The organism is Fodinicola acaciae, assembly GCF_010993745.1.
GTDB classification, from domain to species: Bacteria; Actinomycetota; Actinomycetes; order Mycobacteriales; family HKI-0501; genus Fodinicola; species Fodinicola acaciae.
The window spans coordinates 2,588,422-2,611,086 of sequence record NZ_WOTN01000001.1 but is presented as its reverse complement, the minus strand read 5'-3'; the positions used below and the strand labels follow the sequence as shown (position 1 = coordinate 2,611,086).

23 protein-coding genes are annotated in these 22,665 nt (G+C 69.2%); 12 read left to right on the top strand and 11 right to left on the bottom strand.

Going from position 1 to position 22,665, the window contains the following annotated elements; all coding sequences use genetic code 11:
* Positions 1-2: 2 nt before the first annotated feature.
* Entirely contained in the window at positions 3-920 is a 918-nt protein-coding gene (locus GNX95_RS12180; RefSeq protein WP_163507199.1) for a universal stress protein, read from the top strand.
* A 44-nt stretch (positions 921-964) separates the two neighbouring features.
* Here GNX95_RS12180 and GNX95_RS12175 read toward each other — a convergent pair whose 3' ends face one another.
* Positions 965-1,840 carry a universal stress protein gene (locus tag GNX95_RS12175; RefSeq protein ID WP_163507198.1) on the bottom strand — a complete coding sequence of 292 codons (876 nt, stop codon included), beginning with the start codon at positions 1,838-1,840 and terminating at the stop codon, positions 965-967.
* A gap of 163 nt (positions 1,841-2,003) precedes the next feature.
* Between GNX95_RS12175 and gap the strand changes: the two genes are divergently transcribed.
* From gap to GNX95_RS12155, 4 genes are all read left to right on the top strand, one after another.
* Positions 2,004-3,002 (top strand): type I glyceraldehyde-3-phosphate dehydrogenase, encoded by a 999-nt coding sequence (gap, locus tag GNX95_RS12170; RefSeq protein ID WP_163507197.1) that lies wholly within the window; start codon positions 2,004-2,006, stop codon positions 3,000-3,002.
* 14 nt (positions 3,003-3,016) lie between these two features.
* On the top strand, positions 3,017-5,686 hold the full coding sequence (locus tag GNX95_RS12165) for a bifunctional acetate--CoA ligase family protein/GNAT family N-acetyltransferase (protein ID WP_222853533.1): 2,670 nt from the start codon (positions 3,017-3,019) through the stop codon (positions 5,684-5,686).
* A 16-nt stretch (positions 5,687-5,702) separates the two neighbouring features.
* On the top strand, positions 5,703-6,179 hold the full coding sequence (locus GNX95_RS12160; protein WP_163507196.1) for a universal stress protein: 477 nt from the start codon (positions 5,703-5,705) through the stop codon (positions 6,177-6,179).
* 95 nt (positions 6,180-6,274) lie between these two features.
* Positions 6,275-7,105 carry a universal stress protein gene (locus tag GNX95_RS12155; RefSeq protein ID WP_163507195.1) on the top strand — a complete coding sequence of 277 codons (831 nt, stop codon included), beginning with the start codon at positions 6,275-6,277 and terminating at the stop codon, positions 7,103-7,105.
* A 57-nt stretch (positions 7,106-7,162) separates the two neighbouring features.
* On the opposite strand, the gene GNX95_RS12150 is transcribed toward GNX95_RS12155, so the two are convergent.
* Positions 7,163-7,714, bottom strand: coding sequence for a CBS domain-containing protein (locus GNX95_RS12150; RefSeq protein ID WP_163507194.1), 552 nt, complete (start codon positions 7,712-7,714; stop codon positions 7,163-7,165).
* 188 nt (positions 7,715-7,902) lie between these two features.
* On the opposite strand from GNX95_RS12150, the gene GNX95_RS12145 reads away from it, so the two are divergent.
* From GNX95_RS12145 to GNX95_RS12125, 5 genes are read left to right on the top strand one after another with little or no spacing between them, the layout of a single operon-like run.
* On the top strand, positions 7,903-8,313 hold the full coding sequence (locus GNX95_RS12145) for an Hsp20/alpha crystallin family protein (RefSeq protein WP_163507193.1): 411 nt from the start codon (positions 7,903-7,905) through the stop codon (positions 8,311-8,313).
* A 52-nt stretch (positions 8,314-8,365) separates the two neighbouring features.
* Entirely contained in the window at positions 8,366-8,638 is a 273-nt protein-coding gene (locus tag GNX95_RS12140) for a DUF1918 domain-containing protein (RefSeq protein ID WP_163507192.1), read from the top strand.
* Between the two features lie 11 nt (positions 8,639-8,649).
* Positions 8,650-9,009, top strand: coding sequence for an HPF/RaiA family ribosome-associated protein (locus tag GNX95_RS12135; protein ID WP_163507191.1), 360 nt, complete (start codon positions 8,650-8,652; stop codon positions 9,007-9,009).
* The gene (locus tag GNX95_RS12130; RefSeq protein ID WP_163507190.1) at positions 9,006-9,260 is read left to right on the top strand and encodes an SHOCT domain-containing protein; all 255 of its coding nucleotides are present in this window, start codon (positions 9,006-9,008) and stop codon (positions 9,258-9,260) included. The genes GNX95_RS12135 and GNX95_RS12130 overlap by 4 nt, the downstream gene beginning before the upstream one ends.
* 38 nt (positions 9,261-9,298) lie before the next feature.
* Complete coding sequence (locus GNX95_RS12125) at positions 9,299-11,962, top strand: cation-translocating P-type ATPase (RefSeq protein ID WP_163507189.1); 2,664 nt, start codon at positions 9,299-9,301, stop codon at positions 11,960-11,962.
* Here GNX95_RS12125 and GNX95_RS12120 read toward each other — a convergent pair.
* Positions 11,933-12,829, bottom strand: a complete 897-nt coding sequence (locus tag GNX95_RS12120) for a carbamate kinase (RefSeq protein WP_163507188.1) — start codon at positions 12,827-12,829, stop codon at positions 11,933-11,935. The genes GNX95_RS12125 and GNX95_RS12120 overlap by 30 nt on opposite strands.
* Before the next feature lie 33 nt (positions 12,830-12,862).
* Complete coding sequence (locus tag GNX95_RS12115) at positions 12,863-14,221, bottom strand: amino acid permease (RefSeq protein ID WP_222853532.1); 1,359 nt, start codon at positions 14,219-14,221, stop codon at positions 12,863-12,865.
* 307 nt (positions 14,222-14,528) lie between these two features.
* Here GNX95_RS12115 and GNX95_RS12110 point away from each other — a divergent pair, with 307 nt between their 5' ends.
* Complete coding sequence (locus GNX95_RS12110; RefSeq protein WP_163507187.1) at positions 14,529-16,235, top strand: sensor histidine kinase; 1,707 nt, start codon at positions 14,529-14,531, stop codon at positions 16,233-16,235.
* Between the two features lie 93 nt (positions 16,236-16,328).
* A complete protein-coding gene (locus tag GNX95_RS12105) occupies positions 16,329-16,781 on the top strand; it encodes a pyridoxamine 5'-phosphate oxidase family protein (protein ID WP_163507186.1) in 453 nt (150 codons plus the stop codon).
* Here the strand turns inward: GNX95_RS12105 and GNX95_RS12100 are convergent.
* Genes GNX95_RS12100 through hypE form a run of 7 tightly spaced genes read right to left on the bottom strand, consistent with a single transcriptional unit; the run spans position 16,755 to position 22,654 of the window.
* Positions 16,755-17,225, bottom strand: a complete 471-nt coding sequence (locus GNX95_RS12100; RefSeq protein WP_163507185.1) for a hydrogenase maturation protease — start codon at positions 17,223-17,225, stop codon at positions 16,755-16,757. The two genes, GNX95_RS12105 and GNX95_RS12100, sit on opposite strands and share 27 nt — an antisense overlap.
* On the bottom strand, positions 17,222-18,514 hold the full coding sequence (locus GNX95_RS12095) for a Ni/Fe hydrogenase subunit alpha (protein WP_187369625.1): 1,293 nt from the start codon (positions 18,512-18,514) through the stop codon (positions 17,222-17,224). Before GNX95_RS12095 ends, GNX95_RS12100 begins: the two co-directional genes overlap by 4 nt.
* Positions 18,511-19,269, bottom strand: a complete 759-nt coding sequence (locus GNX95_RS12090) for an NADH-quinone oxidoreductase subunit B family protein (protein ID WP_163507183.1) — start codon at positions 19,267-19,269, stop codon at positions 18,511-18,513. The genes GNX95_RS12095 and GNX95_RS12090 overlap by 4 nt, the downstream gene beginning before the upstream one ends.
* Entirely contained in the window at positions 19,269-20,099 is an 831-nt protein-coding gene (locus GNX95_RS12085) for an FAD/NAD(P)-binding protein (protein ID WP_163507182.1), read from the bottom strand. The genes GNX95_RS12090 and GNX95_RS12085 overlap by 1 nt, the downstream gene beginning before the upstream one ends.
* On the bottom strand, positions 20,089-20,502 hold the full coding sequence (locus GNX95_RS12080; RefSeq protein WP_163507181.1) for a Crp/Fnr family transcriptional regulator: 414 nt from the start codon (positions 20,500-20,502) through the stop codon (positions 20,089-20,091). Before GNX95_RS12080 ends, GNX95_RS12085 begins: the two co-directional genes overlap by 11 nt.
* Positions 20,495-21,565 (bottom strand): 4Fe-4S dicluster domain-containing protein, encoded by a 1,071-nt coding sequence (locus GNX95_RS12075; protein WP_246281576.1) that lies wholly within the window; start codon positions 21,563-21,565, stop codon positions 20,495-20,497. The genes GNX95_RS12080 and GNX95_RS12075 overlap by 8 nt, the downstream gene beginning before the upstream one ends.
* 30 nt (positions 21,566-21,595) lie before the next feature.
* Positions 21,596-22,654 carry a hydrogenase expression/formation protein HypE gene (gene hypE / locus GNX95_RS12070; RefSeq protein WP_163507179.1) on the bottom strand — a complete coding sequence of 353 codons (1,059 nt, stop codon included), beginning with the start codon at positions 22,652-22,654 and terminating at the stop codon, positions 21,596-21,598.
* Between the last annotated feature and the right edge of the window lie 11 nt (positions 22,655-22,665).

Below are 22,665 nucleotides of genomic sequence, written 5' to 3'. Positions count from 1 at the left end.
AAATGACCAACGGCCACCCCGTGGTTGTCGGGTATGACGGATCGGCGGAGGCGCTCAAGGCGGTGACCTGGGCCGCGCACGAGTCCGCCGACCGGCATCTGCCGATGCGGATCGTGCACGGTTCACCGCGACCTGTCTTCACCAGCACACCGGAGGCGGCCGCGTACGAATGGGACGACGAGACCATCGACCGGGCCTGCCAACAGCTGCTGGACAAAGCTGTCGAACACGTCCGGTCGATCGAGCCGAACGTACGCGTGCACAGTTCGCTGATCCACCTGCGGCCGGCGCACGCGCTGTTGACCGCGGCGAAGTCGGCGTCCATGGTCGTGGTCGGCTCCAGCGGTCACGGCGCGGTGGCCAGCGCGCTGCTCGGGTCGACGGCCGCCCCCGTCGCCGCGCATTCACCGTGCCCGGTCATCGTCGTACACGACCACGAGCTCAACGGATCCGAGCCGGTTGTCGTCGGCCTGGATCCGTATCCCGCGGAGCCCGGCCGCACCTGCTTCGACGACGTACTGGAATTCGCCTTCGAGGCCGCCTCGCGCCGGCGCGTCCCACTGGTGGCGATCCGAGTGTGGAGCGACACGGCCGCCGATGTCGCGCCGGGCATGGTGTTGCCGCAGTTCATCGACTGGGACGCGGTCGAGGAGGACGAACGCATCACTACCTCGGAGTTGTTGGCCGGCTGGCGGGAGAAGTTCCCGGACGTCGAAGTGCGGCCGACCCTCGTACGCGGACGTGCTGTCGGGACGCTGCTGAACGCGTCCAAGGACGCGCAGTTGCTGGTGGTCGGATCCCGCGGACGCGGCGGATTCGCCAGCCTGTTGCTCGGATCGGTGAGCCGCGCCATGGTGCACCGCGCCAGCTGCCCGGTCGCGGTCATCCGCACCGGCCGCGAGATCGACGAGTTCGCCTGACCGCGTCACGAAACGGCCGGCCGCGATGGCCGGCCGTTTTCGGTTCACGGAACGAGTACGCCGGTTGCCTGCGTGGCGAGTGCGTGGGTGACCATCGCCGGACAGGCGGCGCGGCGGAGGACGGACTGGCTGACGGATCCGAGCAGCAGTCCCGATCCCTGGCCATGACCGCGTGACCCGACCACCACCAGACGCGCCGACCGGGACAGCGTGACCAGAGTGTCCGCGGCTCGCGCGGCTCGGATACACGCACGCATCGGTACGGATGGATGCCGCCGGGTCAGCTCGAGTGCGGTCTCGTTCACCAGTTGCTCGGCCTTCGCCGCCTCGGCGTTCAGGTCGGACATGTTGTGTGACGGGAAAACCTGCCAGGCGGAGACGATCTCCAGTGCCACGCCGCGAGATTCGGCGTAGGCGGCGGCGAGTTCGGCGGCACCGGCGGCCTCCAGCGATCGGTCCACACCGACCACGACCGGAGCGCCGGCGGCCGGCGACGCTCCGCCAGGTGGCACCACGACGACCGCGGTGGACGCGTCGCCGGCGAGACGAGCGCCGACGGAGCCGGACAGCAGCCGCTGCACGACATTGCTGGAGTTGCGGCCGATGACGACGAGGGCGCCGTCGGCGGACTCGTCGAGCAGCACGCGCGCAGCGTGACCGACGACGGCCTTGATCGTGAGCCGAGCATACGGTGCGATCGCGTGCACGATCGCCGCCGCGGATTCCAGTGCGGATTCGGCGACGTCGAGTTGCCGGCCGGGTTCGGCGATGGCCGGAATCGCGACCGGCGGCTCGAGCGCGTAGGCCAGGGTGACCTGTTGACCGGTGACCGCGGCTTCTCGCGCGGCCCAGCGAATGGCCGGCTCGCTCTGTGGACGGCCGTCCACCCCGACGACGATATGCGCGGATCTCTCCTCCATACCACGACGATCCTCGGTGCTCATTTGCCGCGACATGGCCGAAAGTCCCGCCTTCCGATGGTGCCTGGGACAGCACAGCCCGGTCATTTCGGGACGTTCGTCCCTGCATTCGTACGGCTGCCGAGGGTCGGATGGAGATGCCGACGAGGTTGAGGAGGGTCGCATGACCGTGCGCATAGGGATCAATGGTTTTGGCCGCATCGGACGCAATTTCTTGCGCCAGACGCTGGATTCGCAGCTGAAGGTGGTCGCGGTCAACGACGTGACCGGACCCGCGACGTTGGCGCACCTGCTCAAGTACGACTCGACGTACGGCACGTTGGACCGGCCGGTCGACCACACGCCGACCTCGTTGCTGGTCGACGGCCGGGAAATCGCCGTCACCGCCGAGCACGAGCCGAGCCGGCTCGACTGGGGTGACCGTGGCGTGGACGTGGTCATCGAGTCGACCGGCAGGTTCCGGACCTACGAGGCCGCGAGTGCGCACCTGAAGGCCGGCGCGCGCAAGGTCCTGCTTTCCGCGCCGGGCAAAGGTGTCGACCTGACGGTCGTGATGGGGGTCAACCATCACGCGTACGACCCGGATCGCCACGACATCGTTTCCAACGCCTCCTGCACGACCAACTGCGTGGTCCCGATGATCCACGTGATGCACGAGAGTTTCGGTGTCGGCAAAGGCCTGATGACGACGATCCATGGCTACACCAACGACCAGTCGCTGTTGGACGGTCCGCACAAGGACCTGCGCAGAGCGCGCTCGGCCGCGGTGAACGTCATTCCGACCAGCACCGGAGCGGCCCGCGCGGTCGGCCTGGTCATCCCCGAACTCGACGGCGCGGTCGACGGCATCGCCGTACGCGTGCCGGTCGAGGACGGATCGCTGACCGACCTGACGCTGTTGCTGGACCGGCCGGCGACCGCCGACGACATCAACGAGGCCTTCGAAAACGCCGCCGGAGGACGGTTGGCCGGCGTGCTCCGGTACGCGACCGCCCCGATCGTTTCCCGTGACGTCATAGGCGATTCGGCATCGTGCGTGTTCGATTCGTTGCTCACGCAGGCAAACGGCGACTTCGTGAAGATTTTCGGCTGGTACGACAACGAATGGGGCTACACCGCGCGGCTGGCCGACCTGGCCGGCTATGTCGGTGCGCGGCTCTGACCCGGAGGACGACGATGATCGCGACCGAACCGATGCGGGTCCTGCTGGTCGACGGCGCGGTGGCGACCATCCGGCCGTACGCGCGAAGTGACCAGGACGCCGCACTGGCGCTGCACCGGGATTTGACCGAACGCAGCACATATCTGCGTTTCTTCAGCGTCGGTGGCCGTACGGCCGAACAGTACGTGCGGCACGTGACCGAGGAGATCGACCATCCGGGATGCGGCGCGCTGGTGGTCGAGCTGGCCGGGGAGCTCGTGGCGCTCGGCAGCTATTCCGCGCTCGGCGACCGGCAGGTGGCCGAAGTGGCCTTCACCGTCGCCGACGACGTGCATTCGCGTGGTGTCGGCACGCTGTTGTTGGAGCATCTGGCCTCGGCCGCGCGGCGCGACGGCATCGGCCGGTTCGTCGCCGAAGTCCTGGCGGAGAACGCGAAAATGCTCAAGGTGATCGCCGACGCCGGCCTGCAGGTCCGCGGTCATCGCAACGGCGTCGAAACCGACTTCGAGATCCCGCTGGAGCCCGACGACGGTTACTTGGAGGCGATCGCCGGTCGTGAGTCGGTCGCCGACATCGCCAGCCTCGGAGCGTTGTTCCGGCCGTCGACGGTCGCGGTGGTCGGCGCCAGCCGCCGCTGCGACACCGTCGGCCACGCCGTGCTGCGCAATCTGAGCCGCGGCGGCTTCAACGGCCGCGTCTATCCGGTGAACCCGCACGCGGCGGCGGTGGCCGGGCTGCCGGCGTACGCCTCGATCGGTGACCTGCCGGAGGTGCCCGACCTGGCGGTGATCTGCGTGCCGGCCGCGGCCGTGCCAGTGGTGGCCGAAGAATGCGGCGCGCGCGGCGTACGCGCCCTGGTCGTCCTGACCTCCGGCATCACGGCCCAGCCGGAGTTGGCCGACCGGTTGAAGGCCGCGGTCGGCCGCTATGGCATGCGGATGGTCGGTCCCAACTGCTTCGGCGTCATCAGCGCCGGCGACGGTGGCATCCTGAACGCCACTTTCGGCCACGCGCAGGCGATCCCCGGTGGTGTCGGGCTGGTGACCCAGTCCGGTGGCATTGGCATCGCGGTGCTGGAGGAGCTGGCCAGGCTGCGGATCGGGCTGTCGACCTTCGCCTCGACCGGTGACAAGTACGACCTGAGCAGCAACGACCTGCTGATGTGGTGGAGCCGCGACCCGGCGACCCGGTTGTGCGTGCTCTACATGGAATCCTTCGGCAACCCACGCAAGTTCTCCCGGCTCGCGCGCCGGCTCTCGGCGCGCAAACCAGTGATCGCGTTGCGCGCCGCCACCTCGGAGACCGGACAGCGCGCCGCGGCCTCGCACACAGCCGCCAGCGCGTCGTCGGCCACGATCCGCGACGCCCTGTTCCGGCAGGCGGGCGTGGTGGCGGTCGACACGCTCGGCGAGCTGACGGCGCTCATCGCAGCGCTGGCCAGTCAGCCGCTGCCGGCCGGCCGGCGGTTGGCGATCGTCAGCAACGCCGGCGGTGGTGGAGTGGTGGCCGTCGACGCTGCGGCGTCGGCCGGCCTGGTCGTCCCGGAGTTCTCCGCGCAGACTCGCGCGGACCTGCGGGATCTGCTGCCGGCCGGCGCCAGCGTCGCCAATCCGGTCGACACCACGGCGACCGTCGACGCGCGTACGTTCGGCGCTGCCATCCGGACGGTTCTGGCCGACGATGCCGTCGACGGTGTCATCGCGATCTCGGTGCCGACGGCGCTCGGCGATCCCGGCGCGGGAGCCGCCGTGCCGAGCGGTGGCGACAAACCGGTGTTGGCCGTACGGCTCGGCCAGGCCGAGGCCGTCGCTCTCCCCAGCATCGGCGGTCGGCAGTGGCGTGTCCCGCGATTCAACGACCCGGCGGTGGCGGTCGCCGCGTACGCGCGGACGTGCGCGTACGCGGAGATTCGCGAGCGTGCCTGGGGTGAACAGCCAGACCTTCCCGATGTCGATCTGCCGGCCGCGCGGCGAATCGTCGCCGGGATGCTGGACGAGCACGCCGGCGGTGGTTGGCTGCCACCTGACCTGACGGTCCGGCTGCTGCGGTCTTTCGGCGTACCAGTGGCCGAAACCGTCGTCGTCACCTCCGCCGACGCGGCGATCCGCGCGGCCGAGAGCCTCGGTGGCGGCGCCGTGGCCATGAAGGCCGTCGTCGACGGCATGACGCACAAATCCGACGCCGGTGGCGTGCTGCTCGGTCGCGACGGTGCAAGCAAAGTGCGGTCCGGTTACGAACAGCTGGCCGCGACGTTCGGTGAGCGGTTGCGCGGAGTCGCCGTGCAGGCGATGGCCGAGCCAGGCGTGGAGACCCTGGCCGGCGTGGTCAGCGACCCGGTCTTCGGTCCGCTGGTGGTCTTCGGCGCCGGTGGGGTGACCACGGACCTGCTTGCTGACCGTGCCGTCCGGCTGGCGCCGGTGACCGATGTCGACGCAGCGGAGATGGTTGGCGGGTTACGGGTTTCTTTGCTGCTGTCCGGTTATCGGGGTGCCGCGCCGGCCGACACCGCGGCGGTGCGGGACTGCCTGATCCGGATCGGACGGATGGCCGAGCTGCTGCCGGAGGTCGCCGAACTCGATCTCAACCCGCTGGTCGTACGGCCGGACGGGTGTGTCGCGGTCGATGCGCGGGTCCGGATTTTGCCGCGCGTACAACAGGATCCGCTGCTGCGCCGGCTGCGCTAGGAGAGAGGACGGAGCCATGTCGAGTGCGTTTGGGCAACGCCGTGGTGTCGACGGGACGATCGTGGTCGGCGTCAGCGGCTCGCCGGCCAGCATCGGCGCGCTGCGCTGGGCCGCGCGGCTCGGTGGTCCCGTCCTGGCGGTCTTGGTGTTCCGGCCGGTCACCATCGCCGCCGGACCCGCGCCGGCGGTCACCATGGCGAGCGGCGAGTACGCCGGCCTGCTCGCCGACATCGTGCGCGCCGAGGGCCTGACCTCGGTCGTACGCGCTGTCGTCGCGGAAGGCGCGCCGGGGGAGAAGCTGGTCGAGATGACCGGTCAGGCCGCGATGCTCGTACTCGGCCAGCCGGCGCGTCACGGGCCGGGCCTGTCCTCGCCGGACTCGGTCGCCGCGCACTGCGCGCGGCACGCGTCCTGTCCGGTGTTGATCGTGCCGGCCGCCAGGGATCTCGGGGCGATCGATCCGCGGGCCATGGTGCGGATCGGTCGCGGCTGACTTTTTCCAGTGCCGGCAGGACATTCGTCCCTGCTGGCGGCGAGGAGCGGCTGCGTACGGTCGAGGTGGAGCCAACCACCGAGAGGACTGGACCGATGATCAGCAGGGATAGCTCGACCACCACCGCGATCGTCGTCGGTGTGGATCCGGACGCCAACCCGTGGGGTGCCGTCCGGTGGGCCGCGACCGAGGCGGCGGACCGCGGCCTGCGGCTGCGCCTGGTCCACCTGGTCGACACTGTCCGCGCCGCCGATGACCTGGCGGACTTCCCGAGTGGCCAGGCGGCGTTCCATGCCGGCGGCAGGTTCCTGGAAAGCGCGCAGGCGCATGCCGCCTTCGTCGCGCCGGGAGTCGAGGTGTCCTGGGAACTGCTGCGTGCGGACGACACGGTGGCGATCGGCCAGGTGGCCGCGGACGCCTACTTCGTGGTCACCGGGACGGCCGACGCCGAACCGCGGCCGGATGTCTTCGGAGCCACCGGTTACGCGCTCTTCCGGCACGGCCGGTGCGTCGTCGTGGCCGTACCGGGCCTGCCGCACCTGGACCGGCGTACCAGCTCGCCGATCGCGCTGGTCTTCGCCGGCGCGCACGGCACAGCGACGACTGAGAACATGATCGGCTTCGCCTTCGAGGAAGCCGACGTGCGGGGTGCGCCGATCCTCGCGGTCAGCACCGGTCCTGATCCGGGTCGCGCCGAGATTTTCCAGCGCTGGCGGGCGAAGTTCCCGGACCTGCCGGTGCTTTCCAGGAGTGTGAAGGACGCGGCACACCTGCTCGACGCGATCGGCGACGCGCAGCTGGTGGTGATCGGCTGCCACGACGGCGAAGGAAACGACGGCTTCGACTCGCAGTCGTTCGTACGCCGCGCCGCCGGTGCGATCGACGCGCCGTTCGCCGTCGTACGCTCCTGCTCCGACCTGACCTGACAGACAAACGCCGGCGGCGGGTGACACGTCCCCGCCGCCGGCGTCTGTCGTGAAACCTCAAGCAGGTGCCGCGGAGTCGGCATGGAATCCAGGTGGACACGGCCGGTGCCGCGGGTCCGCCGCTGGCGCAGGCTCCACCGCGATGGTGGTGGCCGCGCCGGTCCATGGCGTGCGCGTACCGGCAGGTCGCTGTCCGGCCAGGCAGCGCAGCAGATCGCCGGCGGTGATCAGGCCGACGACTGTGCCGGCGTCATGCACCAGCACGGCGCCGGCCGGTGCGTGCAGCAACGCGGCGGCGACCATCGACACCGGAGCGGCCGCCGGCACGCGCGGACCGCGGCCGGCGGCGACGGCGCCGATCACCGGATCCTGGCCGGCGCTCAGCGCGCGCAACAGTTCCTTCCGTACGGTCCGCTCGTTGACGACCCGCACCGGGACGCCGTCAACGAGGACGAGGACCACGCCGGCGCCGGTGCGACGCAGCGCCGCGGCGACGTCCAGGAGTTTGGCGCGCTCGTCGACAGCGAACAACGCCGTACGCATCATGTCCTGTGCGGTTGGCTCGCCGAGTACGGCGTCCGGTGGTGTCGGTCGGATCGCGGTCTTCATGTCGGCGCCTCCTTTCGGTGTCAGCACAGCAGATTCACGCCGGGTGTGGCAGGGCTGTCCGGCCCCTGACGATCGCGGTGCGGCAGGACTTGTCCCGCCGGGATAAGGAAGTTGGTCCCTGTTCCGCCTTTTCGCGTCGGTGTTTTGTTGACCGTGTAGGGGAAATGTGGACGACGAAAGGAGTCAAGATGGCGACTCTCATCCGGCCGACCGGCCGACCGTTCCTGCCGGACGTCTTCGACCTGTTCGACGCCGCCTGGCCGTTCGGAGACCGTCATCCGGTGCACATCGAGGAGGTGACGGACAAGGATGGCACGCTGATCCGCGCCGAGTTGCCGGGCCTGGACCCGTCCGACATCCACGTCACGACCTTCGACGGTCGGCTGGCGATCGCCGCCGAACGCAAGGAGACGGCGCAGGAAGGCAAGCGCTCGGAGTTTCGCTATGGCTCGTTCTATCGAGAGGTGGCGCTGCCCGCCGGCATCGACACCGCCGGTGTGACAGCCAAATACCGCAACGGAATTCTCGAGGTGCGAGTGCCGATGGTCGAAAAAGCCGAGCAGAAGCCGGTGGAGGTCAGGATCGAGACCGGCTCGTGACGGCTCGCCGGACCGGCCGTGTCGCGGCCGGTCCGGCGACGAAAGGAAGCTGATGCACGCGAAAACCGGCGACTGGCTGGTCGTGTACGGACCAAAAGTCGACCACCGAGGTAAGCGCGGCCGCATTCTGGAAGTGCGGTCCGCCGACGGAACGCCGCCCTACCGGGTCAAATGGCTGGACGGCAACGAAGCGCTGGTTTTTCCGGGACCGGACGCAGAGATCATCGACACCGCGGTGCTGCGCGAGATCGACGAGAACGAACGGGAACGGCTGGACTTCGTGCAACAGGCAGTCCACCGACAGAAGAACAAGCACACCACCTGAGGACGGCGGCGATGACCAGGCTGATGGACAACTCGACGCCGGCGATCCAGGTCGCGGTCGGATCAGGAATCGCCACCGACATCGCCAGCTACGCGCGGCGCAAACTGCGGGTCGCGATCAAACACGTCCACGGCAGCGTCATCAGCGCGCGTGTTCGCCTCACCAGGTCGATGAATCCCTCGGTCACCGAACCGTTGCGAGCGCAGGTGAATCTCGACATCGCCGGTGCTCCGATACGCGCACAGGCCACCGCTGGCACCGCCGTGGCGGCGGTCGACCTGGTGATGGCCAAGATCGCACGCCAGGCGGCGACCGTCGGCGGCCGGCGGCTGGACCACCGCTGCGCACGAGTGGAGGAGAGATCGTCATGATGTGGTGGGGAAACGGGATGAACTTCTGGGGCATGCTCGCCATGGGTGGCGGGACGTTGCTGTTCTGGGTCGTGGTCATCGCGGCCATCCTGGCCCTCGTCGGCTATCTGGGGCGCGGCACCGGCCGGCCGTTGGGCCGGCTGGCCGGCCCGACACCGGACCAGATCCTGGCCGAGCGGTTCGCGCGCGGCGAGATCGACGAGAAGGACTACCGGGAACGGCTGCGCGTGCTGCACGGGACCGACCAGTAGCGAGTTTCTCCGAGACCAAAGGGAAAACCGTGGTGACGATGCCGGACCGGGTCGAGCCCGAGTCGTTGGAGGCACTGCTGGTCCGGCTCGGCACCCAGCGGGACGGACTCAGCGGCAGGGAAGCGCGGCGCCGGCTGATTCGCTACGGTCCCAACAGCCTGCCGCGGACGCGCGGTCTGCGCTGGCCGGCCGAACTGCTGCGCCAGGTCGTGCATCCGCTCGCGCTGGTGCTGTGGTGTGCCGCGGCCCTGGCCTGGATCGCCGGCACACCCGTGCTCAGCGGGGCGATCGTCGCCGTGGTCGTCCTCAACGCCGGGCTGGCGTTTTTGCAGGAACGGCATGCGGAAAGGGCCGTCGAGGCACTTGCCGCGTACGTCCCGGAACGCGCTCTGGTGTGGCGCGACCGGCGGCTGCTGGACATCGACACCACCGAGGTCGTGCCTGGCGATGTCGTGGAGATCACCGAAGGCGCCAAGGTGCCGGCGGACGCGCGCGTCGTCGATGGTGCGGTCGAGGTGGACACCAGCGCGCTGACCGGCGAGTCGGTGCCGGTGTTGCGTACGGCCGCGGACGGCTGCGTCGACGGCGGTTCGCTGACCGCCCCGTACGCGGTTTTTCGTGGCACCACTTGTGTTTCTGGTCAGGCGAAGGCGGTCGTGCGGGCCACCGGTGCGGCCACCGAGCTGGGCCGGATCGCCGCGCTGACGCACCGGGTCGGACGTGACCTGAGCCCGCTGGAGAAGCAGGTGCGGCGAGTGGCCTGGCTGATCGCCGCGGTCGGCGTCGGCGTCGGCGCGCTGTTTCTGCCCGTCGGCGTGCTCGCCGGGCTTTCGCTGGCGGCCGCGTTCCTGTTCGCCATCGGCCTGCTGGTCGCCAACGTGCCGGAAGGCCTGCTGCCGACCATCACGCTCGCACTGGCGGTCGGCGTTCGCGTGCTGGCTCGCCGTGGTGCCGTGGTCAAGCGGATCAGTGCCGTCGAGACGCTCGGCTCCACCACGGTGATCTGCACCGACAAGACCGGCACCCTGACCGCGAACCGCATGCGGGTGGAGCGGATCTGGTCGTACGCTGGCGAAAACAGCGCGGAGCCGCCGGAGGGTCTCCTGCTCGCGCTGGCGCGGTGCAGCGAGGCGACCGCGAACAAAGGCGATTCGACCGAGATCGCCCTGCTGCGATACGCCGCCGACTCAGGCGCCCGCGTGGACCCGTCCAGCCGTGAGCGTGACAGGAAGACGGTCCACCGCTTCGATCCTCGGCTCCGCCGGATGTCGACGGTGGACCTGCTCGATGGCGTCGCGTACGTCCACACAAAAGGTGCGCCAGAGGCGGTCGTGCCGCGGTGTACGCGCATCATGACGCCAGACGGTGTGCGCGGTCTCGACGAGCCAATCCGGTCGCGGGTCGACACGGCGGTCGACGAACTCGCGTCGCGCGGTTTGCGCGTGATCGCGGTGGCCCGCAAGGCGCTCGGGGACCAGCCGACCGGAGATCGCGACGGGCTCGAACGCGAGCTGTGCCTGCTCGGCCTGGTCGCGCTGGTGGATCCGGCGCGTCCGGAGGTCGCCGACGCGGTGGCGACCTGCCATCTCGCCGGCCTGCGCGTCCATGTCGTGACCGGCGACAATCCGCTGACCGCGGCGGCCATCGCGGCGAGCGTCGGCATTGGCCGGCCGCCGGGCGGTGGCGGACTGCGCCGCATCACCGGCGACGAACTCGCGGCGATGCCGGAGAAGGATCTCGACGAACTGCTCGCCGGCCGCGACGAGCTGGTGTTCGCTCGTACGACACCGGAGGACAAGCTGCGCATCGCCGACGCGTTGCGCGGTCTCGGCGAGGTCGTCGCGATGACCGGTGACGGCGTCAACGACGCGCCGGCCCTGCGGCGCGCGGATATCGGCGTGGCGATGGGAAGGAACGGCACGGACGTGGCGCGCGAGGCGGCGACGATGGTGCTCACCGACGACAACTTCGCCACCATCGTGACCGCCATCCGCGCCGGCCGTCAGGTCTACGACAACGTACGGAAGTTCATCCTCTACATCTTCGCGCACGCCACCCCGGAAATCGTGCCGTTCCTGGTTTTCGCGCTGTCCGGCGGACTCGTACCGCTGCCGCTGACCGTGTTGCAGATCCTCGCCATCGACCTGGGCACCGAAACCCTGCCGGCGCTGGCCCTCGGCCGCGAACCGGCCGAGCCAGGCATCATGCGCCGGCCGCCACGTGCGCGCTCGGAAGGCGTGATCCGCGGCCGCGAGCTGTGGCGCGCGTGGGGGCTGCTCGGCCTGATCTCGGCGGTGCTCACGATGGCGGCGTTTTTCTTCGTACTGGCGCGGCACGGCTGGCATCCAGGCGCGCCGGTCGGTGCTGGCACGCCGCTGCACGCCGGCTATCTCGAGGCCACCAGCGCCACCTTCGCCGGCATCGTCGCGTGCCAGATCGGAACGGCGTTCGCCGCTCGATGCGAACGGGCTTCGCTGCGTGCCGTCGGGCCGCTCAGCAACCCGCTGCTGCTGTGGGGGATCGGGTTCGAGCTCGTCTTCACCGCGGCGCTGTTGTACGTGCCGTTTCTCCGGGACGTGTTCGGCACCGCTCCGCTGGACTGGCCGACGCTCGGCCTGCTCGCGACTTTTCCTTTCGTCGTCTGGGGTGTCGATGAGCTCTATCGTTGGGTTCTACGTGCCCGTGACGGTCGTGCCGGCTGAGCCGTCCAGCGCGGCGGCCGCATCCTCGAGCCGACCGATCACCGCCACACGACCGGTCTTCTCGGCAAACCGGCAGGCCGCCTCGACCTTCGGTCCCATCGATCCCTCGGCGAACGAACGCGAACGCAGGTCGCGCACCGTCGTGCGGTGTAGTGGCCGTGCGGCGGGGGTGCCGTAGTCGGTGTAGACGGCGTCGACGTCGGTCAGCAACAGCAACGCATCCGCGTCGACGGCGACCGCCAGCAGACTCGCCGTCAGGTCCTTGTCCACGACCGCCTCGACTCCGTCGAGCTGGTCGCCGTCCTGCCGCACCGGGATCCCACCACCGCCGGCGCACACCAGGACGGTGCCGGTCGCGGCGATCGTACGGATGAGCGGCAGCTCCAGAATGCCGATCGGATCCGGCGAGGCGACGACTCGGCGCCAGGCGTCGCCATCCGGCCGCACGGTCCAGCCGCGCTCAACCGCCAACCGACGCGCGGTTTTCTCGTCGTACACCGGTCCGACGAACTTGGTGGGACGCAGGAACGCCGGATCGTCCGGACGTACCACCGTGCGGCACAGCAGGCACGCGGCGGACAGGCCGGCGTTTTCCAGGCCCTGTACGAGCAGATAGCCGATCATTCCCTGCGTTTCGGCACCGAGAACGTCGAACGGATAGGGCCGGCTGAGCGCGCCGTCCTGCTCGCTTTCGGCGGCCAGCAGGCCGACCTGCGGACCGTTGCCGTGCGTGACCACCAGTTGATGTCCGGAAAGCGCGGCAAGCGCCGCGGCCGCCCGCGCCACATGGCCACTCTGCACGCGAAAGTCCGGATGTTCGCCGCGCCGGAGCAGCGCGTTGCCGCCGAGAGCCACCACGATTCGCATGGCGTCAGGCTACAAACCGTCGTGGCCGGACCGTCATCGCGTGCCGAGTCTGGCCGGCCCGGCGCGACGCGCTTTGAGGAAGGCGTAAAGAACCACGCCGGCCAGCACCATGACCAACGCCTGATAGACGGCCAGCGAACCGGCGGCGAGTGTGACCCACAGCGAGAACAACACACTCAGGCCGCTGATCAGCAGGTCGCGGGTCAGCCGCCAACCGTGCACGCCGCGGCGCGAGAGCAGAAAGGTCAGTTGCGCGCAGGCGGAGAAAAAGTATGGAATCGCGACCGTCACGACCGACAGGTTCACCAGGAAGGTGAAAACGGCGAGACCGGAATCGCTCAAATATCTCCACAACATCAGCAACGACGGCAGCAGCGCGGTCAGCAGGACGCCGAACCATGCCGTTCCTTTCCGGTCCGTACGAGCGAAGATGCTCGGAAAGAGTCCATCCTGTGCGGCGGCCCGGGAGACCTCGGCGGTGACCAGCGTCCAACCGTTGAGCGCGCCGAGCCCGGAAACCACCGCGACGGCGGCGACCAGCGTGCCGGCCCAGCCCGCCTGACCGAAAATCGTCTCGACAGCCGGTACGAACGGCGCGCCGGTGCCGACCAGCACGTCGTGGCGGACCAGACCCATCACCGCGCCGGCGGCAAGCAGGTAGAGCACGGCGCTGGCGGCTGTTCCGAGCAGTGACGCGCGGCCGACATTGCGCCGCGGATCGCGTACGCGGCGTGCCGTCACGGCCGCGACCTCGATGCCGATGAAGGAGAACAACGCCACCCCGGCCGCCGCCGCGATCGCACCGGACAAGCTGCCGCCCGAGGAGTTGAAGGCGCCGAAGTTGCCGTATGACACGAAAAACCAGCCAATGACGCCGACGAACAGCAATGGAAGGAATTTCAACACGACGGTGAGGTTTTGCAGCCAGGCCATCTGCCGCAGGCCGGCCAGATTGACCGCCGCCGGGATCCACAGGCCGAGCAACGCTATTCCCCAGTTGAGCCAACCGGACGGTTTCGTCACGCCGAGCAAAGCCTCGACGTAGAAAACCCAGGACGCGACGATCGCCGCGTTTCCGGCCCAGGCCGAAATCCAGTAGCACCAGCCGGTGAGATAGCCGGCGAAGTCGCCGAACTCGTGTCGCGCGTACGCGTACAGACCGCCGTCGCCGTTCGGGATCCGGTGGCTGAGCTGACCGAACAACGCGGCCAGCAGCAACGCGCCGACCGCCACGACGGCGAGCACTATCAGCGAGCTGGTGCCGGCACCGGCCAGTACGGCCGGCATGGTGAAAACACCGGTGCCGATGACACTTCCGACGACCAGGCCGGTCGCCGACGTCACCCCCAGGCCACCGGACTCCGGCCCCGGGTTCGTTTCCTTGACTGACACGAAATTCCTCCTCGCCGCGGCGATGGACCGGACCCGGCGCGTACGCGGGACTGTCCTGTCAGCAGACCGGACGCACTCGTGGGCGCACAGAGCCGATCGGCCTTGCGGATCGAGGACCAAGGTTGGGCTCGGCAAAGCGACACGACGACTTTTCAATATTTCGCTCGTGATGCCGGATTACCGTTGTTGCTGGCGGAAGTAACGGCAAAGGCGGGAAATGCCGCACGGGAAAGTGTTCTCAGGTGGCGGCGGCGACGCTATCGTGGTGTCGGTCTTGGTCAGCGCAGGCAACAGGTGGGGAAGGACTATGACCGACTCGCCTGACAACGAGGAGGCCTCCGGCCTGACCTTTCCGGAGCTGCCGAAGATGCGGTTGGAGGAGTTGCTTGAGCAGCTCGGTGACCGCGCGCGCGACGTGCTGAAGGCACAGGGCCGGCTCCGCGCGCTCATCCGGGCGAATTCCCTGGTGGCTGGAGAGCTGAGCCTGCGTTCGGTGCTGCGGCACATCCTGACGGCGGCGCGTGAGCTCGTGGGTGCCAACTACGCCGCGTTGGGTGTCATCGGGCAGGATGGCGTGCTTGAGGAGTTCCTTCACGTGGGGATGGACCAGGAGGTGGTCGACCGGATCGGCGACCTGCCGAGGGGCCAGGGGATCCTGGGGCTGCTGATCCGCCATCCGGTGCCGGTCCGGATCCCTGACCTGCGTGACCATCCGGCCGCGGTCGGGTTTCCGCCGCACCATCCGCCGATGGGGAGCTTTCTCGGCGTCCCCATCCGGATCCGCGAAAAGGTGTTCGGCAATCTCTACCTGACCGAGAGCGCACATGGCGAGTTCACCCTTGAGGACGAACAGTTGGTCGTCGCGCTGGCCGGCAGCGCCGGCGTCGCGATCGACAACGCGCGGCTGTATCAGGAGGTGGAGCAGCGCGGACAGTGGCTGGCCGCCTCCACCGACGTGACCCGGCAACTGCTCACCGAAGGCGACGAAGCGCCGTTGGAGCTTGTCCTGCGATACGCGGCCCAAGGCGCTGACGCCGACGTCGCGAGCCTCATCCTGCCGGAGGACACCGGCGAATGGATCGTACGGGCTTCGTCGGGGGTTTATGCGGACGAAGTGGTCGGCCAGGTCGTCGACCTTGACCGTACGCTGGCCGGACGGGTCATCAGGTCCGGCAAACCGGCGATTGTCACCGACTATCAGCGAGACGTGCATCCGGCCGGCGCCATTTCCGTCCACACCGCGCTTGCCGTGCCGTTGCTGGCCGAGGACGACGCGGTGATCGGTGTGATCACCGTCGCTCGTACGCCGGATCGGCCGCCGTTCACCCCGGCGCAGTTGGAGCAGCTCGCCGGCTTCACCGGCCACGTGGGGATGGCCATGGCGCTGGCGAGGGCTCGCGCCGACCAGGACGTCCTGCGTACGGTCGAAGACCACGACCGGATCGCCGCGGACCTGCACGATCACGTCATCCAGGAGCTGTTCGCCACCGGCATGGGACTGCAGAGCCTCGCGCCGCGCATTCGTGACGCCGACGTGCAGAGCCAGGTGCTCGGCTACGTCGACTCGCTGGATGCCACCATCCGGCGCATCCGCACGACGATCTTCCAGCTGCGGTCCGGAAAGGTCGGCGCGGACGGTGTCCGCAGACGCCTGCTGGAGGTCATCAGCGAGCAGTCCACCGCGCTCGGCTTCGCACCTGACACCGACCTCGCCAGCTTCGGCGGCGACCTGCCGGACGCTCTCGCCGACGACATCGTCGCCGTCGTACGAGAGGCGCTCTCCAACGCGGCACGCCACGCCGCCGCGAGCACGGTCGGCGTCCACGTGGCGGCCGACGCGGCCACGATCGTCGTCGAAGTGATCGACAACGGCCGGGGGATCGGCGACACGTCGCGGTTGAGCGGGTTGTCCAACCTGCGACAACGCGCGGAACGACACGGCGGCAGCCTTGACATCGGCTCGCCGCCAGGCGGCGGAACGCACCTGCACTGGACCGCTCGCAACAGACCCTAGATCAGCCAGGGTCCAACGTCGCGGTGTGATCGGGTCATTCGGCGCTATGGCGGTGATCGGGCAACTCCTATCGTGAAAGCCGAGGAGGTTGCCGTGTACGACGCCGCAGGGATGGAGATGCTGGACCGCGCCGAATGCCTCCGGCTGTTGTCGACAGTGAAGGTCGGCCGCGTTGTCGCCGGTGGTCGCATCCGGCCGGTCAACTTCGCCGTACACGGCGACTTTCTCTTGATCCGTACGGTTTCCGGTCCGACGTTGGCGGCGATGTTACGGTCGGCTGTCGAGTTCGAGGCCGACCAGCTGTTGGACGGGCCGCATCGAGGCTGGAGCGTGATCGTTTCCGGCCGCGCCGAGGAAATCACCGATCCGCGGGCTCTGGCGGCGTATCCGTGGACCGAGCCGTGGACGCCCAACCCGCGCGATCGATACGTACGCGTCAGCATCGACGACATCAGCGGCCGGCGGATCCGACCGCCGGCGACCGGCGACGTCAGCCGTCCAGCGCATTGGCGACGCCAGTCAGTCTTCGACGCCGACTTCTTCTGACCGCGCCAGGCCGAGTTCGGCGACGACCGCCTCGACCAGGTCCGGAAGCGCGTCGCGGACCGGCGCGGACAGCTCGGTGCCGAAGTTGAGGTCTGCGGCCTCGACGGCATAGACCACCAGTCGTGCCGGCGTGCGGTCGAGCGCTTCGGCGAGCCGAATCGCTTCCGGTACGCCAAAACTGTGCGAGCTGGCCGTTCGGCCGCTGACCAGACCGGTGGCGTCGGTGCGGTGGATCCGTCCCGGTGTGGACGGCTCGCAGGACACGGCGTCGATGACGACGGCCAGGTCAGCGCCGGTCCAGGCGTCGAGCAGCTGGCTGGGTTCGCCGTCGGAGACCACCAGCCTGGTGTCCGGCAGCTCGCGGCACGCCAGCCGCGCGATCGCGACCGGACCGACGCCGTCGTCGCCTCGGTAGGAGTTGCCGATGCCGATGACGGTTTTCATCCGCGGTCCATGGTGAGCTCCAGAAAATGCGCCGAGCAGGAAATGCAGGGGTCATAGTTGCGGATCGCTCGCTCGCACAGTGCGGTCAGCGGATCGTCGTCGAGGTCGAGGTTGCCGGCGACCAGCCGGCGCAGGTCGTCCTCGATCGCCGCCTGGTTCTGCGAGGTCGGTGGAACGATCGTGGCGGCCTCGATGGTCCCGTCCGCGGCGATCGTGTAGCGGTGGTAGAGCAGGCCACGCGGTGCCTCGGTGACGCCATGGCCGGTCCCGGCGCGCGGCGGCACGTCCACGCACGGGCGGTCGGGCCTTTCGTACGCGTCGATCAACCGCAACGACTCCTCGACGGCGTAATACGTCTCGACCGCTCGCACGACGATGCTCTGGAACGGATTGCGGCATTGCGGTCCCAGGCCGGCCTCCGTGGCCAGCTGCCTGGCGGCCGGTGAGAGTTGCCGGAAATTCAGCGAATATCGCGCGAGCGGGCCGGCCAGGTAGCGGTGGCCGTCGAGCGTGGCGTGCAGCGCGGTGGAATGCGGCACCTGGTGCTCGACGACGTGTCGGGAGAATTCGTTGACTGGAAAGGAAAGTCCGCTGGCCGAATGCAGGCTGCCCGACTCGATCGGATATCGCTGCTCATGCTGCATCGCCAACAGGTCGTGGTCGAGCAGCAGATGCGGAAAATCGAAGGTCGACACCAGCCGGACGGTCGCCAGTGCGGCGTCCAACGCGTGCCGGAGCTGCTCGGCCAACGGTCGGAGGTCGGTGCGCGTTGGCGTGTGGTAAAACCCGCCGACACGTATGTTGATCGGATGGATCGCTCGGCCGCCGACGATCTCCAGGATCGCGTTTCCGGCCTTCTTCAACGCCAGACCGCGCTCGACGAGCTCACGGTGATCCTTCGCCAGCGCGACCGCGTCCGGATAACCGAGGAAATCCGGCGCGTGCAGGAGATAAATGTGCAACGCGTGGCTGGAAATCCATTCACCGCAGTAAAGCAGACGGCGCAGCCGCTCGATCGGTTCCGGCACGCGTACGCCACAGGCGTCCTCGATCGCGTTGCAGGAGCTGAGCTGGTAGGCGACCGGACAGATGCCGCAGATGCGCGCGGTGATGTCCGGTGGCTCGGTGTGTTTGCGTCCGCGCAGCAAGGCCTCGAAAAACCGCGGCGGCTCGTAAATCTGCAGCGCGGCACGTTCGACCTCGCCGTCCCGGACGCTGACGTGTAACGCGCCTTCGCCTTCGACCCGCGCCAACGCGCTGACCTTGAGTTGCCGGCTCCGGTGCGTCACGATGTCGTCCTCTCCTCGGCAAAAGCGGCCGTGTTGAAGGTGGTGAACACCAGATCCACCGCCTGGTCGTCCATGCCGAGCACCTTGAGCTGGCGGGTCAGCGCCGGCACGTTGGGGCCGGTCATCGGCCCGAAACAGCCGAAGCAGCCGCGCCGGTAGGCCGGACACAGCGCGCCGCAGCCGGCGTGTGTGACCGGACCGAGGCACGGCGTACCGTCGGCGACCATCACGCAGGTCAGGCCGCGGCGCTTGCATTCGGTGCAGACGCTGGTGTCCGGCAGGTCTGGCTTGCGGCCGGTGAGGTAGGCGGTCAGCAACTCCAGCAGTTGGCGTTTGTCGATCGGACAGCCGCGCAACTCGAAGTCGACCGGCACGTGCGCGGCGATCGGTGTCGAGGTGGCCAGCGTGTCGATGTAGTCGGGCCTGGCGTAGACGACCGAGCGGAATTCGTCGATGTCGCGGAAGTTTCGCAGTGCCTGCACGCCGCCGGCCGTCGCGCACGCGCCGATGACGACGAGCACCTTGGACTCCGCACGGATGCACCGGATACGGTCCGCGTCGGCGGCCGTGGTGATCGACCCCTCGACCAGTGAGATGTCGTACGGTCCCGGCCGCACGTCGCTGGAGGCTTCCAGGAAATGCGCGATCCGCACCGCGCCGGCGATGGCCAGCAGCTCGTCCTCGCAGTCGAGCAGGGTCAGCTGGCAGCCGTCGCACGAGGCGAACTTCCAGACAGCGAGCGTCGGGATCGTCATCACAACTCCGGTACGGTCAGCAGCGGCTCGGCGACGGAGTAGTCGACGACCGGCCCGTCGCGGCACACCAGGAGTTCGCCGAGCTGGCAGTGGCCGCACAGCGCGACTCCACATTTCATGTTGCGTTCCAACGAGACTCGGATGTCCGTCGCGGCGACGCCGGCTCGCTGGAGCACGCGCGCGCTGAACCGCATCATCGGTTCCGGGCCGCACAGAAACGCGGTCGTACGCGCCGGATCCAGGTCGAGCGACGCGAGTGGTTCGGTGACGAATCCGACCGGTCCGGACCAGCCGGCCGCCGGCCGGTCCACGGTCAGGTGCACCTCGAGGTCCGGGTTGCCGGCCCAGCCGGTGAGCTGGTCGCCGAACAGGAAGTCGGCCGGCGTACGTGCGCCGGCGATCAACACGACGCGACCGTATGCCGCGCGACGCGCGAGTGCGCCGAGTACGATCGGCCGCAGTGGCGCCAGCCCGACCCCGCCGGCCACGATGACCAGATCGCGGCCGGCGGCCGAGTCGAGGTCCCAGCCGGTCCCGTACGGACCCCGGACACCGAGCACGCTGCCGGGCCGGGCCTGGCTGAGTGCTCGGCTCACCGCTCCGACGTTTCGGATGGTCTGCACCACCGTGCCGTCCACTGTGGACGGATCGCCGCTGATCGAGATCGCCACCTCGCCGACTCCCGGCGCGTACAACATGGTGAACTGACCGGGCGCGAACGCCGGCAGCGGGTCGCGCAGTGGCTCCAACCGGATCGTGGCGCAGTCCGCGGTCTCCGGCCAGCGGTGGCTGACACGGTGCCGCGCCGGCAGCATCAGGTCACCGGTCATGCGGCACCGCGTAGAGGTCGAGCAGTCGCGCACGAGTGTGTTGGAGCCGGTCCAGCAACGCGGCGAGCAGCTTTTTCGCCATCGCGTAGCCGAATTCGGGGTCGGCATCGGAGATGTCCCGCAGCCGCGCAGCGTCGACGGCGCTCGCGCGGGTCTCGATCGTCGCCACCGCGCCGAAATGCCAGCGGTACGGCGGCACCAGCCACGACCAACCCAGCAGGTCGCCGGGACCGAGCGTCTGGACGACCAGCGTGCCGCGTCCTGGTGCCACGGTGTCCAGCGCCACCAAGCCGTCGCGGATCATCCAACACGTCGTCGCCGGCTCGCCTTCGGCGAAAATCCGTTCACCAGCGGCAAAAGTGACGTCCTCGATGAGGTCCACGTCGGTGAAGATGTCAACCATCGGTCCGTTCTCCCAGCCGTGCGACCTCTTCGGTGATGTCGATGCCGACCGGACACCAGGCGACGCACCGGCCGCAGCCGACGCAGCCGGAGCCGCCGAACTGGTCGTGCCAGCTGGACAGCTTGTGGGTCAGCCACTGGCGATAACGGCTCGCGCCGGACGTACGCACGCTGCCGCCGTGGACGTACGAGAAGTCCAGCTCGAAACAGGACGACCAACGTTCCCACCGCTCGGTGTGGTCGCCGGCCAGGTCGGTCAGGTCCTCGGTTGTCGTGCAGAAGCAGGTCGGACAGACCATGGTGCAGTTGCCGCAGGTGAGGCACCGGCCCGCGACGTCGTCCCAGTGAGCGGATTCGCGCGCGTCGCGCAGCAGCGTACGAAGGTCGCCGGCCGGCATCTCGCGGCCCATCTTCCCGGCCGCGTCGGCCACCGCCCGGCGCGCCGGCCCGATCTCCGCATCGGTCGCCGCGGCGGTGTCGAGGCTCGAGAGGATCTTCGCGCCTTCGGACGTGCCGACCTCGACGACGAAGCGGTGGCCGCGCTCGTCGACCTGTTCGGTGAGCGCGAGGTCGTAGCCGGCGCCGACCTCCGGCCCGGTGTGCATCGAGGCGCAGAAGCACACGCCGCCAGGCTCGGTGCAGTTCACCCCGATCACGAAGAGATCCCGACGGCGGCGCGCGTAGGGCCGCGACCTCGCCAGGACGCCGTCGAGTACGCGGATCGCGGCCAGATCGCAGCCTCGTACGCCGAGCAGCGCGTAACGGCTCGGGTCCGGCTCTGCTGGTTGGTACGTGCCGTCCGCCGCCGTCGACCACAGCTGCTGCCGAGATGGATGCAGGAACCGCTTCCACGCCTGCGGTCCGGCGGAGTGCGCGAAGACCATCGGGTCGGCGCGGCGGTGCAGCCGGTACGAGCCCGGTGCGGTGGTCACGCCCCAGCCGGACGGCAGATCGGCGACGGACCGCAACTCGTCGAGCACGATCGCGCTGTCGCGTACGGTCGGACCGACGACCCGATAGCCGGCCGCGGCCAGCGCGTCGATCAGCGCCCCGAGCCCGGCCATCCCGATCACCTGACTGTCCATTGTGGACACTCAGCAGATCCGTGGCAGCTGCTCGCCGACCAGCATGTCGACGATCCGCGTGGAGCCGACCAGCGTGTGCGCCGTGACGCGTCCGGCCGGGCCGTGCGTGACGGTGCCGATCCGCCGCGCCGAGGCGCCTTCGGCGAGGCTGTGCATCGCCGCGGTGACCGCCGGTCCGACCGCCGGGTCGACGAAAGCCACCAGGCAGCCTTCGTTGGCGACGTGCAGCGGGTCCAGTCCGAGCAGCTCGCAGGCCGCCGCGACCTGAGCCGGCACCGGGATGTCGGACTCGAAGAGCTCCACGCCGACGCCGGATGCCGCGGCGAGCTCGTTCAGCGCACTGGCCAGCCCACCGCGCGTGGGATCCCGCAACGTTCGTACGCCACCGCCGCCGGCCGCGACCATGGCCTCGACCAACCGGTGCAGTGGTTGCGAGTCGGACCGGATCTCGGTGTCGAAGCCGAGATCCTCCCGCGCGGACAGGATGGCGACGCCGTGTTGTCCGATCGGACCGGACAGCAGGACCCAGTCGCCTGGCTGTCCACCGGCCGCCGACGGCCACGCGTTCGCCTCGGTGACGCCGATGCCGGTGGTCGTGATGTAGATGCCGTCGCACGCTCCGCGGCCGACGACCTTCGTGTCGCCGGTGACGATCGTGACGTCCGCCGCGCGAGCCGCCGCCGCGGCCGAGGCGGTGATCCGCCGCAGCTCGTCCAGTGGCAGGCCCTCCTCCAGGATGTAGGAGAGGCTGAGCGCGAGCGGCCGAGCGCCGCGCATCGCCAGATCGTTGACGGTGCCGTAGACGGCCAGCGAGCCGATGTCGCCACCGGGGAAGAACCGTGGAGTGACAACGAAACTGTCCGTGCTGAAGGCCAGATTCGCGTCGCCGACCCCGATGATCGCCGCGTCTTCGAGTACGTCGTGGCCGCCGAGCGGTGGCGTGATCACGTCCTCCAGCAGCTCGGCCATCAGCTGGCCGCCGGAGCCGTGGCCGAGCAGGACGCGCTCGGTCTCGGCGTGCGGCACGGGACAACTCGCGTGTACCGGATCCAGGCTCAGGTCGGTCATCGTTCCTCCAT

Bases quoted from the DNA above. Each gene is read 5' to 3' on its own strand.
- GNX95_RS12180 (WP_163507199.1), top strand. From the start codon at position 3: ATGACCAACGGCCACCCCGTGGTTGTCGGGTATGACGGATCGGCGGAG.
- GNX95_RS12175 (WP_163507198.1), bottom strand. From the start codon at position 1,840: ATGGAGGAGAGATCCGCGCATATCGTCGTCGGGGTGGACGGCCGTCCA.
- gap (WP_163507197.1), top strand. From the start codon at position 2,004: ATGACCGTGCGCATAGGGATCAATGGTTTTGGCCGCATCGGACGCAAT.
- GNX95_RS12165 (WP_222853533.1), top strand. From the start codon at position 3,017: ATGATCGCGACCGAACCGATGCGGGTCCTGCTGGTCGACGGCGCGGTG.
- GNX95_RS12160 (WP_163507196.1), top strand. From the start codon at position 5,703: ATGTCGAGTGCGTTTGGGCAACGCCGTGGTGTCGACGGGACGATCGTG.
- GNX95_RS12155 (WP_163507195.1), top strand. From the start codon at position 6,275: ATGATCAGCAGGGATAGCTCGACCACCACCGCGATCGTCGTCGGTGTG.
- GNX95_RS12150 (WP_163507194.1), bottom strand. From the start codon at position 7,714: ATGAAGACCGCGATCCGACCGACACCACCGGACGCCGTACTCGGCGAG.
- GNX95_RS12145 (WP_163507193.1), top strand. From the start codon at position 7,903: ATGGCGACTCTCATCCGGCCGACCGGCCGACCGTTCCTGCCGGACGTC.
- GNX95_RS12140 (WP_163507192.1), top strand. From the start codon at position 8,366: ATGCACGCGAAAACCGGCGACTGGCTGGTCGTGTACGGACCAAAAGTC.
- GNX95_RS12135 (WP_163507191.1), top strand. From the start codon at position 8,650: ATGACCAGGCTGATGGACAACTCGACGCCGGCGATCCAGGTCGCGGTC.
- GNX95_RS12130 (WP_163507190.1), top strand. From the start codon at position 9,006: ATGATGTGGTGGGGAAACGGGATGAACTTCTGGGGCATGCTCGCCATG.
- GNX95_RS12125 (WP_163507189.1), top strand. From the start codon at position 9,299: ATGCCGGACCGGGTCGAGCCCGAGTCGTTGGAGGCACTGCTGGTCCGG.
- GNX95_RS12120 (WP_163507188.1), bottom strand. From the start codon at position 12,829: ATGCGAATCGTGGTGGCTCTCGGCGGCAACGCGCTGCTCCGGCGCGGC.
- GNX95_RS12110 (WP_163507187.1), top strand. From the start codon at position 14,529: ATGACCGACTCGCCTGACAACGAGGAGGCCTCCGGCCTGACCTTTCCG.
- GNX95_RS12100 (WP_163507185.1), bottom strand. From the start codon at position 17,225: ATGAAAACCGTCATCGGCATCGGCAACTCCTACCGAGGCGACGACGGC.
- GNX95_RS12090 (WP_163507183.1), bottom strand. From the start codon at position 19,269: ATGACGATCCCGACGCTCGCTGTCTGGAAGTTCGCCTCGTGCGACGGC.
- GNX95_RS12085 (WP_163507182.1), bottom strand. From the start codon at position 20,099: ATGACCGGTGACCTGATGCTGCCGGCGCGGCACCGTGTCAGCCACCGC.
- GNX95_RS12080 (WP_163507181.1), bottom strand. From the start codon at position 20,502: ATGGTTGACATCTTCACCGACGTGGACCTCATCGAGGACGTCACTTTT.
- GNX95_RS12075 (WP_246281576.1), bottom strand. From the start codon at position 21,565: ATGGCCGGGCTCGGGGCGCTGATCGACGCGCTGGCCGCGGCCGGCTAT.
- hypE (WP_163507179.1), bottom strand. From the start codon at position 22,654: ATGACCGACCTGAGCCTGGATCCGGTACACGCGAGTTGTCCCGTGCCG.